This window comes from Kitasatospora sp. NPDC004615, assembly GCF_042873545.1.
In the GTDB taxonomy this organism is placed as follows: Bacteria; Actinomycetota; Actinomycetes; order Streptomycetales; family Streptomycetaceae; genus Kitasatospora.
Genome location: NZ_JBIALQ010000009.1, coordinates 180,248 through 197,358 on the forward strand (window position 1 = coordinate 180,248; position 17,111 = coordinate 197,358).

Here is a 17,111-nt window from a genome sequence, read left to right on the forward strand (position 1 = left end):
CCCTGCCATGGCGGACCTCTCCCCCGCCGGCCCCGGCCTGAGCACCGCTCAGTACGCCGGCCGCCGACTGTCGGAGGCCCTGCTTCCGCTGGAACTCGCCCCTCGCAAGCAGCTCCAGCTCTCCGCGATCAGCCGATGGAACGCGCTGCGCGGCATCCGGGTCGGCCTGGTCGCCGCCGGCCTGCTGCTGATGCTGATCGGCGCCAACCTGGTCACGCCGCTCTACCCCGCGCTCCAGCAGCGGCTCGGCCTGACCCCGCTCGACACCACGATCCTGTTCACGGTCTACGTGTTCGCCCTGGTCCCGGTACTGGCCGCGGTCGGCCACTGGTCGGACCACCTCGGGCGACGCGCCATGATCCTGCCCGCGGTCGCGCTGTCCGCCGCCGGCGACGTCGTCTTCGCCACCGCCGGCTCCTTCTGGCAACTGGCCGCCGGACGCGCCGTCCAGGGCATCGCCGTCGGCCTGTCCACGGGCGCGGCGGGCGCCGCCCTCGGCGACCTGCTGCCCGACCGGCCCACCCTCGCCGCCAAACTCACCCTGGCCTGCTCGGCCGGCGGCGTCGCGCTCGGCCCGCTGGTCGGCGCGGCCATGGCCTCGGGTTCGAACCCGCTGCCGGGCCTGTTCCTGACCCACGCCGTCGCGCTGCTCGCCCTCTGCGTACCCCTCGCCCTGGTGCACCCGCGGATGCCCGGCTCGGTCCGCCCCCCGGCCTCCCCGCCGCGCATCACCACCCCCACCCACCTGCGCCCGCAGCGCCTGCGGCTGCCCCGCTCCGGGCGCCGCGAGTTCCTGCTCGCCTCCGGCGCGGGCTTCGTCTCGTACGCGGTCTTCGGCGTCTACCTGGCGCTCGCCCCGGCGTTCTCCAGCACCCTGCTGCACACCGACTCCAAGATGGCGGGCGCCGCCGTCGCGGCCCTGCTGCTCGGCTCCTCAGCAGCCGCCCAGCTGCTGGTCCCGCCCACCTCCGACCGCATCGTGGTCGCCGCCGGCCTGACCGGCCTGGCCACCGGCCTCGGCCTGCTCACCGCGGCCGCCGCCACCGGCACCCCCGCACTCCTCTTCATCGGCAGCGTGGTCGCCGGCGTCAGCCAGGGCATCGCCTTCCGCTCCCTGTTCACCGCCGCAGTGGCCGCCCTCGACCCCGCCCGCCGCGGCAGCGAACTCTCCACCCTCTGGGTGATCGTCTACCTCGGCTCCTCCGCCCCGATCATCGCCGTCGGCGCCCTCACCCGCGCCTACGGCCTGATCCCCGCCATCACCACCTTCGCCGCCCTCGCCGCCACCGCCTCCCTGGCCCTGGCCGCCGCCGTCCTGCGCCGCAAGGACTGACCCCCCGCCGCGAGGCGGACATCCCCGAAGGCGACACCCGCCGGGCCGGGCCGAGGACACCCCCGCCCCAGCCCGGCCCGGCAGCGCCCTCGCCGCCACCGCGACTGGCTGGCCAAACTGCATCTGGTGGCGGCGGGCTGCGGGCTGCGGGCTGCGGGCTGCGGGCTGCGGGCTGCGGGCTGCGGGCTGCGGGCTGCGGGCTGACCACGGTCTCCCCGGCGATGGCCGCCGCCGCGCCGCCGGGCGTGCGGGTGCTGCCGGTGCGCGGCGGCCCGCAGGAGGTGCGCCGGCTGCTGCTGGCCCGGCTGCCCGACCGTCCGCAGTCGGGCCCGGTCCGCCAGGTGGCGGCGGCGCTGCGGGAGGCAACGATCAAGTGAGCACACGCAGCAGGGGCGGAACCCGAAGGTCCCGCCCCTGCCAGAAGTACTACTGACCGATCAGACGTTGAAGCCGAGCGCGCGCAGCTGGTCGCGGCCCTCGTCGGTGATCTTGTCCGGGCCCCACGGCGGCATCCAGACCCAGTTGATCCGCAGGTCCTTGACCAGGCCGTCGGTGGCGGTCCGGGCCTGGTCCTCGATCACGTCGGTGAGGGGGCAGGCCGCGGAGGTGAGGGTCATGTCGACGGTGGCGGTGTCGTCCTCGTCGATGTGCAGGCCGTAGATCAGGCCCAGGTTGACGACGTCGATGCCCAGTTCGGGGTCGACGACGTCCATCAGGGCCTCCATGAGGTCCTCGGTGGTGACGGTCCCGGCGGTGGTGAACGCACCGGGGCTGTCGGACACCGCGACCTCGGCCGTGGCGGCCTCGGGGGTCTCGTTCTCGCTCATGAATTCAGTGTCCTTACCGGAACGTCAGTCGGAAATCTCGGGGTGGCCGGCCAGCGCCTTGGCGGTGGCGTCCTTCCAGGCCATCCAGCCGAGCAGGGCGCACTTGACCCGGGCCGGGTACTTGGAGACCCCGGCGAACGCGACGGCGTCCTCCAGGATCTCCTCGTCGCCCTCGGACTGGCCCTTGCTCTGCATCAGCTCCAGGAACGCCTCCTGGACCTGCTGCGCCTCGCCGACCGTCTTGCCGACCACCAGGTCGTTGAGCACGGAGGCGGAGGCCTGGCTGATCGAGCAGCCCTGCGACTCGTAGGAGACGTCCGCGACGACCGCGCCGTCGAGCTTCACCCGCAGGGTGATCTCGTCGCCGCACGTCGGGTTGACGTGGTGCACCTCGGCGTCGCCGTCCCGCAGCCCCTTGCCGTGGGGGTTGCGGTAGTGGTCCAGGATGATCTCCTGGTACATCGAGTCGAGCTTCATGCGACCACCTCAGCCGAAGAAGTTGCGGACGTGGTGGAGGCCGTCGATCAGCGCGTCCACCTCACCGGGCGTGGAGTACAGATAGAACGACGCCCTGGTGGTCGCCGGAATTCCGTACCGCAGGCAGACCGGCCGCGCGCAGTGGTGGCCGACCCGGACCGCGATGCCCTGCTCGTCGAGCACCTGGCCGACGTCGTGCGGGTGGATGTCGCCGAGCGTGAAGGAGATCGCCGCGCCGCGGTCCACGGCCGTGCGCGGGCCGATGATCCGCAGGTCGGGGACGTCCAGCAGGCGCTCGATGGCGTACTCGGTGATCGCGTGCTCGTGCGCGGCCACGCGGTCCATGCCGATCGCCGACAGGTAGTCGATGGCGGCGCCGAGACCGACGGCCTGGGCGATCGGCGGGGTGCCGGCCTCGAACTTGTGCGGCGCGGGGGCGTAGGTGGACGAGCCCATGGTGACGGTCTCGATCATCTCGCCGCCACCGAGGAACGGCGGGAGGTCCTCGAGGAGCTCCTGGCGTCCCCACAGCACGCCGATGCCGGTCGGGGCCAGCATCTTGTGGCCGGTGAAGGCGACGAAGTCGGCCTCCAGCGCCTGCACGTCGAGGACGGCGTGCGGGGCGGCCTGCGAGGCGTCGATGGCGACCAGCGCGCCGACCGACTGGGCCTTGCGGACGATGGTCTCCACCGGGTTGATGGTGCCCAGCAGGTTGGACACCAGGGTGACGGAGACGATCTTCGTCTTCTCGGTGATCAGCTCGTCGATGTTGGACAGGTCGAGCCGGCCCTCGTCGGTCAGCCCGAACCACTTCAGCTTCGCGCCGGTGCGCTGCGCGAGCAGCTGCCACGGAACGATGTTGGAGTGGTGCTCCATCTCGGTGATCACGATCTCCGAGTCGGCGTCCACCCGGTACGGCTCGTCGGCCCAACCCAGCATGTTGGCAACGAGGTTGAGCGACTCCGAGGCGTTCTTGGTGAAGATCACCTCGTTCCGGCTGGGCGCGTTGATGAACGCCGCGACCTTGTCCCGGGCGCCCTCGTACAGCGCGGTCGCCTCCTCGGCGAGCACGTGCACGCCGCGGTGGACGTTGGAGTTGTGCTGCTCGTAGTAGGCGTTCAGCGCGTCCAGCACCTGGCGCGGCTTCTGCGAGGTCGCCGCGTTGTCCAGGTACACCAGCGGCTTGCCGTCGTGCAGCACCCGCGACAGGACGGGGAAGTCCTTGCGGATCGCGTCGGTGTCCAGGAGTCCGGTCAGATGGGAGTGGGTCACTCGGAAGCGCCGCCCTTCACGTAGCTCTCGTAGCCCTCTTCCTCCAGCTTGTCGGCGAGCTCGGCACCGCCGGACTCGACGATCCGGCCGCCCGCGAAGACGTGCACGTAGTCGGGCTTGATGTAGCGCAGGATGCGGGTGTAGTGGGTGACCAGCAGGGTGCCGACCTCGCCGGTGGAGCGGACCCGGTTGATGCCCTCGGAGACGATCCGCAGCGCGTCGACGTCCAGGCCGGAGTCGGTCTCGTCGAGGATCGCGACCTTCGGCTTGAGCAGCTCGAGCTGGAGGATCTCGTGACGCTTCTTCTCACCGCCGGAGAAGCCCTCGTTGACGTTGCGCTCGGCGAACGCCGGGTCCATCTGCAGGGCGGCCATCGCCTCCTTGACCTCCTTGACCCACAGCCGCAGCTTGGGGGCCTCGCCGCGGACGGCGGTGGCGGCGGTGCGCAGGAAGTTGGAGACCGAGACGCCGGGGACCTCGACCGGGTACTGCATGGCCAGGAAGAGGCCGGCCTTGGCGCGCTCGTCGACCGACATCGCCAGCACGTCCTCGCCGTCCAGCAGCACCTCGCCACCGGTGACGGTGTACTTGGGGTGGCCGGCCAGCGAGTAGGCCAGGGTGGACTTGCCGGAGCCGTTCGGACCCATGATCGCGTGGGTCTCGCCCTGCTTGACCGTCAGGTCGACGCCCTTGAGGATCTGGCGCGGGCCGCCCTCGGCGTTGACGGAGACGTGCAGGTCGCGGATTTCAAGCGTTGCCATGGGGTACTCAGTTCTCCTGGTTGACGGAGACGAGCACATCGTCCCCTTCGATCTTTACGGGGTAGACGGCGACCGGCCTGGTCGCGGGCAGCCCGGACGGCTTTCCGGTGCGCAGGTCGAAGCTGGAGCCGTGCAGCCAGCACTCGATCATGCAGTCCTCGACCTCGCCCTCGGAGAGCGAGACGTTGGCGTGCGAGCAGATGTCGTTGATCGCGAACACGCCCTCGTCGGTGCGGACGATCGCCACCGGGACGCCGTTCAGCTCGACCTTCTTGGGCACGTCCTCCTGCAGCACGCTCAGCGCGCAGGCACGCAGGTAGCCGGCGCTCATGCGACCGTCTCTTCCAGCTCGGCCTCGATCTTCTCCATCAGGCGGTCCTGGATCTCGGCGACGCCGATCTGCTGGACCAGCTCGGCGAAGAAGCCGCGCACCACCAGGCGGCGGGCCTCGTCGGCCGGGATGCCGCGGGACTGCAGGTAGAACAGCTGCTCGTCGTCGAAGCGGCCGGTGGCGGAGGCGTGGCCGGCGCCGACGATCTCGCCGGTCTCGATCTCCAGGTTGGGGACCGAGTCGACCCGGGCGCCGTCGGTGAGCACCAGGTTGCGGTTGAGCTCGTAGGTGTCGGTGCCGACCGCGGCCGCGCGGATCAGCACGTCGCCGATCCACACCGCGTGCGCGTCCTCGCCCTGCAGCGCGCCCTTGTAGGCCACGTTGGAGCGGCAGTGCGGGGTGTCGTGGTCGATGATCAGGCGGTGCTCGAGGTGCTGCCCGGCGTCCGCGAAGTACAGGCCGAACAGCTCGGCCTCGCCGCCGGGGCCCGCGTAGGAGACCCGCGGGTGCAGGCGCACCACGTCGCCGCCGAAGGTGACCACCACGGACTTGAAGGTGGCGTCCCGGCCGACCAGCGCGTTGTGCTGGGCGGCGTGCACCGCGTCCCGCTCCCAGTCCTGGACGGAGACGAAGGTCAGCTTGGCGCCGTCGCCGACCAGCAGGTCGACGTTGGCGGCGCGGGTGCCGGTGCCGGAGTGGTTCAGCACCACGACGGCCTCGGCGAACGGCTTGACCTCGATCACCACGTGGGCGAAGCGGACCCCGCCCTCGCCGTGCACGTCGATCCGGACCGGCTCGGTCAGCACCGTCTCCTTGGGGACGGTCACCACCAGGGCCTGCTCGAAGGCGCTGAACGCCTGCGCGGCGATCCGGTCCACCGGGGTGCCGGCCTTGCCGACGCGGGCGTCGTCGCGGCCGACCAGCTCGGAGGTGACACCCTCCGGCAGGCCCAGCTCGATCTTGTCCTCACCGCGGACCGCGTCGACGGCCGTGCCGTCGTGCAGGCCGGCGAGGCGGTGCATCGGCGTGAAGCGCCAGTCCTCCTCGCGGCCGGTCGGCACCGGGAAGTCGTTCACGTCGAAGGACGGCTTGACCGCGACGCGGGCGTCGATCGGCTGCCGGACGCTCTCGCGGCCGGTGCCCGGACCGGCGAGCTGCGCGCCGGCGCCGGCGGTGCCCACCTCGATCGAACCGGCGGTGGTGGAGCCGGGAGTGTTCTGCTCAGCCATGGCTGTTCGTGTTGCTCTCTTTCGGAAATGGTCGACGGACGGGCGGGGGCTGACGGCGCGTCAGCCGACCGCGCCCTCCATCTGCAGCTCGATCAGCCGGTTCAGCTCCAGCGCGTATTCCATCGGCAGCTCGCGCGCGATCGGCTCGACGAAGCCTCGGACGATCATCGCCATCGCCTCGGTCTCGGTCAGGCCGCGGCTCATCAGGTAGAAGAGCTGGTCCTCGGAGACCTTGGAGACCGTCGCCTCGTGGCCCATCGACACGTCGTCCTCGCGGACGTCCACGTACGGGTAGGTGTCCGAGCGGGAGATGGTGTCGACCAGCAGCGCGTCGCACAGCACGTTCGACTTGGCGCCGTGCGAGCCCTCGCCGATCTCGATCAGACCGCGGTAGGAGGTCCGGCCGCCGCCGCGCGCCACCGACTTGGAGACGATGTGCGACGAGGTGTTCGGCGCCATGTGGACCATCTTCGCGCCGGCGTCCTGGTGCTGGCCCTCGCCGGCGAACGCGATCGACAGCGTCTCGCCCTTGGCGTGCTCGCCCATCAGGTAGACGGCCGGGTACTTCATGGTGACCTTGGAGCCGATGTTGCCGTCGACCCACTCCATGGTCGCGCCCTCGTACGCCACGGCGCGCTTGGTGACCAGGTTGTAGACGTTGTTCGACCAGTTCTGGATGGTCGTGTAGCGGCAGCGGCCGCCCTTCTTGACGATGATCTCGACCACCGCGGAGTGCAGCGAGTCCGAGGAGTAGATCGGCGCGGTGCAGCCCTCGACGTAGTGGACGTAGGCGTCCTCGTCGACGATGATCAGCGTCCGCTCGAACTGGCCCATGTTCTCGGTGTTGATCCGGAAGTAGGCCTGCAGCGGGATGTCCACGTGCACGCCCTTCGGCACATAGATGAACGATCCGCCGGACCACACCGCGGTGTTCAGCGAGGCGAACTTGTTGTCGCCCACCGGGATGACGGTGCCGAAGTACTCCTTGAACAGCTCCGGGTGCTCGCGCAGCGCGGTGTCGGTGTCCAGGAAGATGACGCCCTGCTCCTCCAAGTCCTCACGGATCTGGTGGTAGACGACCTCGGACTCGTACTGGGCGGCGACACCGGCGACCAGGCGCTGCTTCTCCGCCTCCGGGATGCCCAGCTTGTCGTACGTGGCCTTGATGTCGGCGGGCAGGTCCTCCCAGGACTCGGCCTGCTTCTCGGTCGAGCGCACGAAGTACTTGATGTTGTCGAAGTCGATGCCCGACAGGTCGGAGCCCCAGGTCGGCATCGGCTTCTTGCCGAACAGCTTCAGGCCCTTGAGGCGAAGGTTGAGCATCCACTCGGACTCGTTCTTCTTCGCCGAGATGTCGCGGACGACGTCCTCGCTCAGGCCACGCTTGGCGGCGGCACCGGCCGCGTCCGAGTCGGCCCAGCCGTACTCGTACGTGCCGAGACCTTCGAGCTCGGGGTGTGCGATGTCAGTCATGCGAGGTTCCTCCGCGCGGTGGAGCCGGTTTCGTCGGACGTTCGATGGAGGTACCGGCAGTCGGCACGGCACCGGGCGTCCCGGAGGACGACGGTGCGGCACCGGATGCCGGCACATACGTGGTGCAGACCCCGTCGCCGTGGGCGATGGTGGCCAGCCGTTGCACATGGGTGCCCAGGAGCTGCGAGAAGACCTCGGTCTCCGCCTCGCAGAGCTGCGGGAACTGCTCGGCGATGTGCGCGACCGGGCAGTGGTGCTGGCACAGCTGGGCGCCGGCCGGGGCGGCAGGCGCCGGGGCGGCGGACGGGACGGGCCGCACCGTGGCAGCGTACCCGTCGGCGCTCAAGGCCCGAGCGAGCGCCTGGGCCCGCTGCGGGGCGTCGGCCTGTTCGACCTCGCCCCGGTACTTCCGGCCCTGCTTGGCGAGCCGGGCCCGGGCGAAGGCGGCGACCGCCTGCTCGCCCGCCTCGCCGCCACCGGCGGCCTCCGAGATCCAGCGCAGCGCGTCTGCGGCGAGCTGGTCGTAGGCCTGGTAGAAGGCGTCCCGCCCGCCGTCGGTCAGGGCGAACACCTTGGCCGGACGGCCCCGGCCGCGGCTGCCGTAGACCCGCTGCTCGCGGGACTCGACCAGCCCGGCGGCGGTCAGGCCGTCCAGGTGGCGGCGCACCGCGGCGGTGGTCAGGCCGAGGCGGCCGGCCAGGTCGGCGGCCGAGGACGGCCCGTGGTCGAGGATCGAACGGGCGACCCGGTCCCGGGTCGCCCGGTGGCCCTCGGCGGCGAGCGCCTCCGCCGGAGTCGCGGGCACGGCACAGTCGGGAGCCTCGGGCTCCCGCTGAGCGTCGCGCTCGCGAATCTTTTTCACAACACGATTGTTGCTTAATTCGTCCGCGGGAAACAAGCCGTGACCCCGGTCTCACCGGTGGCCTCCATCACGGAAGGCATGCCTTACCTGATGAGGGCCGTGAACTGCTCCTACACTCGCCGGTATGCATGCAGACCCCGCCGTCGAGGTGACCGGACTGGTCAAGCGGTACGGCGACAAGACCGCCGTGGACGGCCTCGACCTGGCCATCGCGCGCGGAACCGTCACCGCGGTGCTCGGCCCCAACGGCGCGGGCAAGACCACCACCATCGAGACCTGCGAGGGCTACCGCCGCCCTGACGCCGGCACCGTCCGGGTCCTCGGCCTGGACCCGGTCGCACAGGCCGGGCAGCTCAAGCCGCGGATCGGCGTGATGCTCCAATCCGGCGGCGTGTACGCCGGTGCGCGCGCCCTCGAAATGCTCCAGCACACCGCGAAGCTCTACGCGAACCCGCTGCCCGTCGGCCCGCTCGCCGAACGCCTCGGCCTGGACTCCTGCGGCCGCACCCCCTACCGCCGGCTCTCCGGCGGCCAGCAGCAGCGCCTGGCCCTCGCCATGGCCGTGGTCGGCCGCCCCGAACTGGTCTTCCTGGACGAGCCCACCGCCGGCCTCGACCCGCAGGCCCGCCGCGCCACCTGGGACTTGGTCACCGAACTGCGCACCGCCGGCGTCACCGTCGTCCTCACCACCCACCAGATGGACGAGGCCGAACAGCTCGCCGACGACGTCGCCGTCGTCGACCGCGGCAAGGTCATCACCCAGGGCTCCCCCGACGAGCTGCGCGGCCCCGACGCCCAGCTGCGCTTCGACGGACCGCCCGGGCTGGACCTGGCCGGCCTGCGCAAGGTCCTCCCCGACACCGCTCTGGTCGCCGAGCCCTCCCGCGGCTCCTACCGCGTCGAGGCCGCCCTGGACGCCGCCCTGCTCGCCGCCGTCACCGGCTGGTGCGCCGAGGCCGGGGTGATGCCCGACAAGCTCGCGGTACAGCGCCGCAGCCTCGAAGACGTCTTCCTCGACCTGACCGGACGGGACCTGCGATGACCGCCACCGACCTCACCCCCCGCCCGGGCGCCGCGCCGGTCGGCCGGATGCTGCTCGCGCAGACCGCCCTGGAGACCAGGATGCTGCTGCGCAACGGCGAGCAGCTGCTGCTCACCGTGGTCATCCCCACCGTGCTGCTGGTGCTGTTCTCCGCCGTCGACGTGGTCGCCGTGGACGGCCCCGGCAAGCGCGTCGACTTCCTCGCCCCCGGCCTGCTGGCGCTCGCCGTGATGTCCACCGCCTTCACCGGCCAGGCCATCGCCACCGGCTTCGAGCGCCGCTACGGCGTCCTCAAGCGGCTCGGCGCGACACCGCTGCCCCGCTGGGCGCTGCTCACCGCGAAGACCGGCTGCGTGCTGGTCACCGAACTGCTCCAGGTGCTGCTGCTCTCCGGCATCGCGCTGGCCCTCGGCTGGTCGCCGCACGGCAACCCGCTGGCGGTCCTGCTCCTGCTGGTGCTCGGCACCGCCGCGTTCTCCGGCCTCGGCCTGCTGATGGCGGGCACGCTGCGCGCGGAGGCCACCCTGGCCGGCGCCAACCTGGTGTTCATCCTGCTGCTGCTGGCCGGCGGCGTGGTGGTGCCGCTCGCCAAGTTCCCGGACGCGGTGCGCCCGGTGCTGGAGCTGCTGCCGATCTCGGCGCTCTCCGACGGCCTGCGCTCGGTGCTCCAGCTCGGCCACGGCATGCCCTGGTCCGACCTCGGCGTCCTGGGCGTCTGGTCGGTGCTCGGCCTGGCCGCGGCCGCCCGCTTCTTCCGCTGGGAGTAGCCCCCGCTGCCCTCGGGGGCCACGTCCGGGCTCAGGAAGCGGCGCCGGCCTTCTTGCGGCGTGCCGCGTAGACGATCCCGCCGCCCACGCCGAGCACCGCCGCGCCGCCCACGGTCAGCGCCAGCAGGCCCTCCGACCCGGTGAACGCCAGCCCGCCACCGCCGCTGCCACCGCCCGCCTGGGCGGAGTGGCTCGCGGACGGGCTCACCGAAGCGCCGCCCGGCCCGCTCGGGCTCGGCGACTCGCTGCCGCCCGGCGTCGAGGCGCTGCCCGACGGCGACGGGCTCTCCGACCCGCCGCTGCCCGCGGACGGCGAGGGCGACGCGGACGGGGCCCCGGACGGCGAGACCGGCGGCACGGTGGTCCCCGGCAGGCAGCCCTCGAACGGGTAGTGGTGAGTCTCGGCCCCGCCACTGCCGGTGAGCGACTTCGCCCACACCGAGCCGTTCACCGGACCGCCCCTGCCCAGGTCGAACGCCGCGTTCGGCGCCAGGATGCTGCCCGGCCAGGCGTTGCCGCTGTGCTTGGTGATCTTCGTGGCGGTGGGGAAGTTCCACAGCAGCCTGGCCCGCTCGGCGCCGCCGTCCGCGGACTGCAGCTTGTCGTCCAGCAGGTAGCCCTTCTTGGCGTTGTCCCAGATCAGGAACCCGCTGGTGGGCGCCTTGGTCTGGTCGTAGCCGCCGCCGGTGACGGTGATCACGGTGGACGAGCCGGCCGGGACCTTCAGCTGGATCTCGCCCGCCCTCTGCAGGGTGTCCGCGGTCACCGTGAAGAAGTTGGCCTTGGCGTCGGCGCCGGTGAAGGTCAGGGTGCGGCCGTCCGCCACCGGGGCCGCGCCCGCGGTCTTCGCCAGCTCGGCGGACACGGCCCGCAGCTTGGCGAACTCGGCCGCGAAGTCGATCGGCGACGTCCCCTTGGTCACACCGTCCATCGCTCCACCGAGGTTCCGCCCGGCGTAGACGCCCTTGCCCTTCTGCACGTGGACGGGTCCCTTGATGTCGCCGCCGACCACCAGGGAGTAACCGCCGGGCAGGGCCTTGACCTCATCGGCGGTGAGCTCCTGCCCCACCGAGAAACCGGCCTGGCTGAAATCGGCGTTCCCACCGATCGCGACGGCGCCTTCGGCGTCGGGACTGTGGGTGTCGTCACCCTCGATGAACTCGCCGTACTTGCCGGCGACGCCGAGGCTGAAGCAGTTGCCCTCGCCGGGGGAGGCGGTCGCGGGGGTGGGCGCGACCAGGGCCGCGAGGGCGAGCGAGCCGCCGAGCGCCACGGCGGCGGCGGATATGGACTTGCGCATGTGCAGGACTCCACGGGTGGAGAAGGGCAGGGGGAGATGAGCCCAACCTGTGAAAGGTCTGGACCAAGTCGCACCCTTTCGGCCACTCACCAGTAGGTCAAGACCAACGCACCGACACGCTCGATCCGTCCGTTTTGTCCGCGCGCCCCTCGCGAGGCCCGCTGCCGCACCCGCGCCGCCGGACCACCGTGTAAGCCCGCCTACGATGGTCCGGTGACCAACCCGTTCTCCCTCCTCGCCGAGCGCTGGCACCCGAGCGCGCAGCACGTCCGCCGGGCGGCCATGGCCGCCCTGGTGATGAGCGTGGTGATCGTGGTCACCGGCGGCGCCGTCCGGCTGACCGCCTCCGGTCTCGGCTGCACCACCTGGCCGCGCTGCACCGCCGAGAGCCTGACGCCGACGCCCGAGATGGGCATCAACGGCGTCATCGAGTTCACCAACCGGATGCTCACCTACGTGCTGTGCGCGGCCGTCGGCTGGGCGATCCTGGCGGCCCGCTGCGCCAAGCCGTGGCGGCGCTCGCTGACCAAGCTCGGCTGGGCCCAGTTCTGGCTGGTGATGAGCAACGCGGTGATGGGCGGCATCACCGTCCTGACCGGCCTGAACCCGTACATCGTGGCGGCGCACATGGTCGCCGCGCTGGCCCTGGTCTGGGTCGCGGTGGTGCAGTGGGAGCGCACCCGGGAGGGTGACGGCGCGCCGCGGGCCCTGGTCGCGGAGCCGATCCAGCGCCTCGCCCAGGTGCTGGTGCTGACGATCAGCCTGCTGGTGGTGGCCGGTACGGCGGTCACCGGCGCGGGCCACCACCCAGGAGCCTCGTCCAAGGACGGTAAGCCGGTGTACCGCATCCCGATCGACTACGACCGGCTCGTCCAGGCCCACGCCGATCTGGTGTTCCTCTCGGTCGGCCTGACGCTGGCGGCGCTGCTGGTGTTCGCCGCCGTGAAGGCCCCGCCGGCCGCCCGGGCCCGGGTCCGCGAGCTGTTCGGCCTGCTGATGATCCAGGGTGTGCTGGGCTTCGTCCAGTACTTCACCGACGCCCCGGAGATCATGGTCGGCGTGCACATGCTGGGCTCGGCCCTGATCCTCGGCGCCGCCGTCCGCATCCCGCTCGCCCTGCGCACCCGCGCCGAGATCCCGGCCCAGGCCACCGCCCCGTCGACCGAGCTGGTCGCCTGAGCGACACCCCGAACGCAGAAAAGGAGCGCGGACAGCTGTCCGCGCTCCTTTTCCGTCCGCCGGGGCGGACTAGGGTCTGTCCGGTCGATCTTGTCGGATCAGCGCGCGGCTCCCCCAGCCCTTGCGGGCTGGGAGGTGCCCCCATTTCGCGCCCGGCTGGGAGTGCCGGCGAACCGTCCTCGTACTGGGTGTACTTGGGCGGTTTGCCGGTGCTTCCAGGCGGGATGATCCGGCGTCGGGCGCCCGGCAAGATCGGCCGGACAGACCCTAGATCTGGATGCCCGCCATGCGCTTCCACTCGTACGAGCTGGTCTTCACCTTCAGGCCCAGCTCGCCCTCGAAGTCGTCGTGCAGGGTGAGCCCGGCGAGCTCGGCGGCCCGGCGGCCGATCGCGTAGGTCGGCGCGACCTGGTCGCCCCAGGTGCCGTCGGCGCCGACCACGACGATCCGGGTGGCGGTGCGGCCGACGTACTCGACGACACCGTCCGCGTGGCCGCCGTGCTGCTTGGCGAAGCTGCTCAGGTGCTTGGCAATGCGCTTGGCGCGACGCTCGACGCGGGCGTCCGGCGCGGCGGTGGTGGCGGTCTCTGCGCTGGTCATGCCCGCATGCTACCGACCGGTAGCGCCGCTGGCGACGGCACCGCCCTGTGCCGACGGCCACATGGCGGGCAGCCGCAGCTCACCGGCCCCGGCGTAGGCCAGCGCGAAGGCGGCGCCCTCCGGCCCGGGGGCGGCGATCCGGCGGATCCGCTCCAGCCGCAGCCGCAGCGCGAACTCGCGCTGCCCGGGCGGCAGGCCGGCCGGCAGGTGCAGCAGGTCGAGCAGCTGCTCGGAGAACTCCTGGGTCCGCCAGGCGGCGTCCAGCCGTCGCCGCTCGTAGCCGTCCAGCCCGGTGCCGTCCAGCCCGGTGCCGTCGCCGTCGCGCAGCTCGGCGATCAGCGCAGCCGCCAGGTCGGCGGCGTCGGCGACCGCCGAGTTGAGGCCCTTGGCCCCGGACGGGGTGACGGTGTGCGCGGCGTCCCCGGCCAGCAGCAGCCGCCCGGCCCGCATCCGGCGGGCGACCTTGCCGCGCATCCGCAGCATGCCGGTCTCCAGCAGCGCGCCGAGCGCGGGGTCCTCGCCGTCGAGCTCCAGCCGCCGTTCGAGTTCGGCGCGGATCCGCCGTTCGCCCCAGCCGGCCGGGTCCTCCCCGGCGGGCACCTCCAGGTAGAACCGTCCGACGTCGGCGGTGCGCGGCATCATCCCGGCGAACCCGTCGGCGTGCACCGCGTAGCGGATCTGCTCGACCGGCCGGGAGATCCGGGCCAGCACCGTCAGCCAGTCGTACGGGTAGCGCCGCCCGGGCCCGTCGGCGCCGTCGGGGAAGGCGGCGGCGACCACGCTGTGCGCGCCGTCGCAGCCGATCACGTACTCGGCGGTGAGCGGGCCGTCGGCGGTGTTCAGCCCGGGGCGGCCGTCGGCGCCGACCGTGACGGACTCCACCGGCCGCTCGAACGCAATGCTGCCGCCGTCCGCCAGGTACGCGGCGATCAGGTCGCGCAGCAGCAGCTGCTGCGGGTAAACCCAGTGCCGGATGCCGCCGGACAGCGCGCCGTAGTCGACCAGCACGTTCTCGCCGAGGCAGGTGATCTCGCACCGTCCGTGCCGCTCGCCCTCGGCGGTCAGCCGGTCGGTGAGGCCCAGCGCGCGCAGGTACTCCACCACCCGGTGCTCCAGCACCCCGGCCCGGGCGGCGCTCTCGACGGCGGCCCGGGAGAGCCGCTCGTGGACGGTGACGGTGATCCCGGCCCGGTGCAGCGCGTGGGCGAGCACCAGCCCGGCGGGCCCGGCGCCGACGATCGCGACGGTGGTGGTTCGGCGGGTCATCGACGGCCTCCGACGGCGAGCAGGTCGGCCCCGGCCACGGCGGGCACCAGCGCGGGGTTGAACGTTTCGGTGACGGCGGCCAGCGGCTTCGGCCCGTGCCACATCAGGTAGGTCTTGTACGCGGCGTCCGCCCCGTCCCAGTCGCGCACACCGGCGTCCAGCACGGTGCGCCGGTAGCCGGTGCCGGTGGCCTGCAGGGCGGCGCCGATCGGCGCGGCGGTGTCGGTCAGGCACTGCTCGGCGGTGGCGGACAGTACCGGCCGGGCGACCACCACGTTGCGCGACAGCTCGCCGCCGTCACCGCCGGTGAGCACCGAGCGCCGGACGATCAGCTCCTCGTCGTCGCCGGCCAGCAGCAGCGCGGCCGCCCCGGCGGGCGCCTCGGCGGCCGCCACCCGCCGGTGGTCGGCGTGCCCGACCCGCACCGGCCCGCGGGTCCAGGCCGACAGCAGGGTGGTGGTGAGCCCGTCCGCGCCGAGCAGTATCCGGGTGGGCGGGTCGGCGAAGGCCCCGATCAGCCCGGCGAGCTCGGCCGGTTCGCGGGCCAGGAACAGGTGTCCGGACAGGACGATGGACTGGAGCGGCATTCTTTCCCCCGAAAGGCGACGACAGGATCGCAAACGGTGGCCGACCCTACTGGAGAACTGTTTCCGCTGACGAAACGTCACCCCATGCGCGCGCAAAGCCGGCGGCCCGCGCCGCCGCGGCGTGAATACTGGGCCCCGTGAACGATTTCCGTGGCTGGCCGGCCGAGGCCCTGGAGTTCTACGAGCACCTGGAGGCCGACAACTCCAGGACCTTCTGGACGGAGCACCGCACCCAGTACGAGGAACAGGTGCGCGCCCCGATGGAGGCGCTGCTGGCCCGGCTGGAGCCCGAGTTCGGTCCGGGGAAGATCTTCCGGCCGAACCGGGACGTCCGGTTCTCGGCCGACAAGTCCCCGTACAAGACGCACATCGGCGCGGTGCTGGAGTCCGGCGGGTACGTGCAGCTGTCCGCCGAGGGCCTGGCCTGCGGGCTCGGCTACTACCACCTGGCCACCGACCAGCTGGCGGCCTACCGCACCGCGGTCGCCGAGGACCTGCCGGGCGCCGAGCTGGAGCGGGTGGTGGCGGCGGTGCGCGCGGCCGGGCCGGAGGTGGTCGGCCGGGACAGTCTGAAGACCGCGCCGCGCGGCTACCCGAAGGACCACCCGCGGATCGAGCTGCTGCGCCACAAGGGCCTGATCGCCTGGCAGCGGTGGGAGCCCGCGCCCTGGCTGGGCACCGCGAAGGCGTACGGCCGGGTCACCGGTTTCCTGCACGCGGCGGCCCCGCTGCACGAGTGGCTGGAGAACCACGTCGGCCCCAGCGGGCTTGCGCCGCGCTGAGGCCGAGGGGTTCGGAATACGGGGGGTGTCAGCCCACGAACGGGTCGATCGCGACTTCCAGGAACAGCAGCGTCAGGTACGTGATCGACCAGTGGAACAGCCGCATCTCCTTGAGCTTGGCGCCCACGATGCCGGCCTTGGCGCGCGACTGGAGCGCGTACGCCTCCTTCATCCACAGCACGCCGAGCACGCCGGCGGTGATCGGGTACAGCCAGCTGGTGTGCGCGACCGGCCACAGCAGCATCGAGGTCGCCACCATCACCCAGGAGTAGATGACGACCTGCTTGGCGACGCCGATGTTGCCGCGGATCACCGGCAGCATCGGCACGCCGGCCCGGGCGTAGTCGTCGCGGACCTTCATCGACAGCACCCAGGTGTGCGGCGGCGTCCAGAAGAAGACCACCAGGAACAGCAGCAGCGCCGACCAGGACAGCGAGTTGGTGACGGACGCCCAGCCGACGAACACCGGCATGCAGCCGGCGATGCCGCCCCAGACGATGTTCTGCGCGGTGCGGCGCTTGAGGCCCAGCGTGTAGACGAACACGTAGAACAGCAGCGCGGTGCCGGCCAGCGCCGAGGACAGCCAGTTGACCAGGAGGCCGAGCCAGACGGTGGAGATCACGGCCAGCGAGATGCCGAAGACCAGCGCCTCGCGCGGCGAGACCATGCCGGTGACGATCGGGCGCCGCTCGGTGCGGGACATCACCGCGTCGATGTCGCGGTCGATGTACATGTTGAGCGCGTTGGCGCCGCCGGCGGACAGGTATCCACCGACCACCACCGCGAGCACCCGCCACAGGTTGGGCACACCGCCCTGGGCCAGGAACATCACCGGCACCGTGGAGATCAGCAGCAGCTCGATGATCCGGGGTTTGGTGAGGGCGACGAAAGCCCCGATGCGGGCCCCGAACGGCCGGCGCGCGGTGCTCGTCCCTACCACCCCGGCGGGGCGGGATTCGACGGCGGTCACGGACACCTCAACAGTCGATGAACTTCCACAGGCGCCCGGAGAACCCGCAGGGT

General features: G+C 72.0%; 19 protein-coding genes. 6 read left to right on the plus strand and 13 right to left on the minus strand.

Going from position 1 to position 17,111, the window contains the following annotated elements:
* The first annotated feature begins 7 nt into the window (after positions 1 to 7).
* Together ACFYS8_RS28965 and ACFYS8_RS28970 are read left to right on the plus strand one after the other, a co-directional pair.
* Positions 8 to 1,333 (plus strand): MFS transporter, encoded by a 1,326-nt coding sequence (locus ACFYS8_RS28965; RefSeq protein WP_387646381.1) that lies wholly within the window; start codon positions 8 to 10, stop codon positions 1,331 to 1,333.
* Positions 1,334 to 1,554: 221 nt separating this feature from the next.
* Positions 1,555 to 1,710: a hypothetical protein gene (locus ACFYS8_RS28970; RefSeq protein ID WP_387646384.1), complete on the plus strand. Its 156-nt coding sequence runs from the start codon at positions 1,555 to 1,557 to the stop codon at positions 1,708 to 1,710.
* Positions 1,711 to 1,770: 60 nt separating this feature from the next.
* Here ACFYS8_RS28970 and ACFYS8_RS28975 read toward each other — a convergent pair whose 3' ends face one another.
* From ACFYS8_RS28975 to ACFYS8_RS29010, 8 genes are all read right to left on the minus strand, one after another.
* A complete protein-coding gene (locus ACFYS8_RS28975) occupies positions 1,771 to 2,058 on the minus strand; it encodes a metal-sulfur cluster assembly factor (RefSeq protein WP_051055973.1) in 288 nt (95 codons plus the stop codon).
* 126 nt (positions 2,059 to 2,184) lie between these two features.
* Complete coding sequence (sufU, locus tag ACFYS8_RS28980; RefSeq protein ID WP_073814843.1) at positions 2,185 to 2,637, minus strand: Fe-S cluster assembly sulfur transfer protein SufU; 453 nt, start codon at positions 2,635 to 2,637, stop codon at positions 2,185 to 2,187.
* Positions 2,638 to 2,646: 9 nt separating this feature from the next.
* Positions 2,647 to 3,909 (minus strand): cysteine desulfurase, encoded by a 1,263-nt coding sequence (locus ACFYS8_RS28985; RefSeq protein WP_387646387.1) that lies wholly within the window; start codon positions 3,907 to 3,909, stop codon positions 2,647 to 2,649.
* Positions 3,906 to 4,670, minus strand: coding sequence for a Fe-S cluster assembly ATPase SufC (gene sufC, locus ACFYS8_RS28990; protein WP_387646389.1), 765 nt, complete (start codon positions 4,668 to 4,670; stop codon positions 3,906 to 3,908). The genes ACFYS8_RS28985 and sufC overlap by 4 nt, the downstream gene beginning before the upstream one ends.
* A gap of 7 nt (positions 4,671 to 4,677) precedes the next feature.
* The gene (locus tag ACFYS8_RS28995) at positions 4,678 to 5,001 is read right to left on the minus strand and encodes a non-heme iron oxygenase ferredoxin subunit (RefSeq protein ID WP_380365196.1); all 324 of its coding nucleotides are present in this window, start codon (positions 4,999 to 5,001) and stop codon (positions 4,678 to 4,680) included.
* Positions 4,998 to 6,230 (minus strand): Fe-S cluster assembly protein SufD, encoded by a 1,233-nt coding sequence (gene sufD, locus ACFYS8_RS29000; RefSeq protein ID WP_387646392.1) that lies wholly within the window; start codon positions 6,228 to 6,230, stop codon positions 4,998 to 5,000. Before sufD ends, ACFYS8_RS28995 begins: the two co-directional genes overlap by 4 nt.
* Before the next feature lie 60 nt (positions 6,231 to 6,290).
* The gene (sufB, locus tag ACFYS8_RS29005; protein WP_363480938.1) at positions 6,291 to 7,703 is read right to left on the minus strand and encodes a Fe-S cluster assembly protein SufB; all 1,413 of its coding nucleotides are present in this window, start codon (positions 7,701 to 7,703) and stop codon (positions 6,291 to 6,293) included.
* Positions 7,696 to 8,565, minus strand: coding sequence for a helix-turn-helix transcriptional regulator (locus ACFYS8_RS29010; RefSeq protein WP_387646397.1), 870 nt, complete (start codon positions 8,563 to 8,565; stop codon positions 7,696 to 7,698). Before ACFYS8_RS29010 ends, sufB begins: the two co-directional genes overlap by 8 nt.
* A gap of 124 nt (positions 8,566 to 8,689) precedes the next feature.
* On the opposite strand from ACFYS8_RS29010, the gene ACFYS8_RS29015 reads away from it, so the two are divergent.
* Both ACFYS8_RS29015 and ACFYS8_RS29020 read left to right on the plus strand, forming a co-directional pair.
* The gene (locus ACFYS8_RS29015; protein ID WP_387646399.1) at positions 8,690 to 9,607 is read left to right on the plus strand and encodes an ABC transporter ATP-binding protein; all 918 of its coding nucleotides are present in this window, start codon (positions 8,690 to 8,692) and stop codon (positions 9,605 to 9,607) included.
* Positions 9,604 to 10,374 carry an ABC transporter permease gene (locus ACFYS8_RS29020; protein ID WP_380485442.1) on the plus strand — a complete coding sequence of 257 codons (771 nt, stop codon included), beginning with the start codon at positions 9,604 to 9,606 and terminating at the stop codon, positions 10,372 to 10,374. The genes ACFYS8_RS29015 and ACFYS8_RS29020 overlap by 4 nt, the downstream gene beginning before the upstream one ends.
* Positions 10,375 to 10,405: 31 nt before the next feature.
* Here ACFYS8_RS29020 and ACFYS8_RS29025 read toward each other — a convergent pair whose 3' ends face one another.
* The gene (locus ACFYS8_RS29025; RefSeq protein ID WP_387646401.1) at positions 10,406 to 11,674 is read right to left on the minus strand and encodes a choice-of-anchor A family protein; all 1,269 of its coding nucleotides are present in this window, start codon (positions 11,672 to 11,674) and stop codon (positions 10,406 to 10,408) included.
* Between the two features lie 213 nt (positions 11,675 to 11,887).
* Here ACFYS8_RS29025 and ACFYS8_RS29030 point away from each other — a divergent pair, with 213 nt between their 5' ends.
* Positions 11,888 to 12,853 carry a heme A synthase gene (locus ACFYS8_RS29030; RefSeq protein ID WP_387646403.1) on the plus strand — a complete coding sequence of 322 codons (966 nt, stop codon included), beginning with the start codon at positions 11,888 to 11,890 and terminating at the stop codon, positions 12,851 to 12,853.
* 267 nt (positions 12,854 to 13,120) lie between these two features.
* Here the strand turns inward: ACFYS8_RS29030 and ACFYS8_RS29035 are convergent, their stop codons facing one another.
* The 3 genes from ACFYS8_RS29035 to ACFYS8_RS29045 are packed head-to-tail and all read right to left on the minus strand — an operon-like array spanning position 13,121 to position 15,306.
* Positions 13,121 to 13,453: a hypothetical protein gene (locus ACFYS8_RS29035; protein ID WP_387646406.1), complete on the minus strand. Its 333-nt coding sequence runs from the start codon at positions 13,451 to 13,453 to the stop codon at positions 13,121 to 13,123.
* A 9-nt stretch (positions 13,454 to 13,462) separates the two neighbouring features.
* Positions 13,463 to 14,719 (minus strand): FAD-dependent monooxygenase, encoded by a 1,257-nt coding sequence (locus ACFYS8_RS29040; protein WP_387646409.1) that lies wholly within the window; start codon positions 14,717 to 14,719, stop codon positions 13,463 to 13,465.
* Positions 14,716 to 15,306: a chorismate pyruvate-lyase family protein gene (locus ACFYS8_RS29045; protein ID WP_387646412.1), complete on the minus strand. Its 591-nt coding sequence runs from the start codon at positions 15,304 to 15,306 to the stop codon at positions 14,716 to 14,718. Before ACFYS8_RS29045 ends, ACFYS8_RS29040 begins: the two co-directional genes overlap by 4 nt.
* 137 nt (positions 15,307 to 15,443) lie before the next feature.
* Between ACFYS8_RS29045 and ACFYS8_RS29050 the strand changes: the two genes are divergently transcribed.
* A complete protein-coding gene (locus tag ACFYS8_RS29050; RefSeq protein ID WP_387646415.1) occupies positions 15,444 to 16,088 on the plus strand; it encodes a DUF2461 domain-containing protein in 645 nt (214 codons plus the stop codon).
* A gap of 28 nt (positions 16,089 to 16,116) precedes the next feature.
* On the opposite strand, the gene ACFYS8_RS29055 is transcribed toward ACFYS8_RS29050, so the two are convergent.
* A complete protein-coding gene (locus tag ACFYS8_RS29055) occupies positions 16,117 to 17,058 on the minus strand; it encodes a heme o synthase (protein WP_387646669.1) in 942 nt (313 codons plus the stop codon).
* Positions 17,059 to 17,111 lie beyond the last annotated feature (53 nt).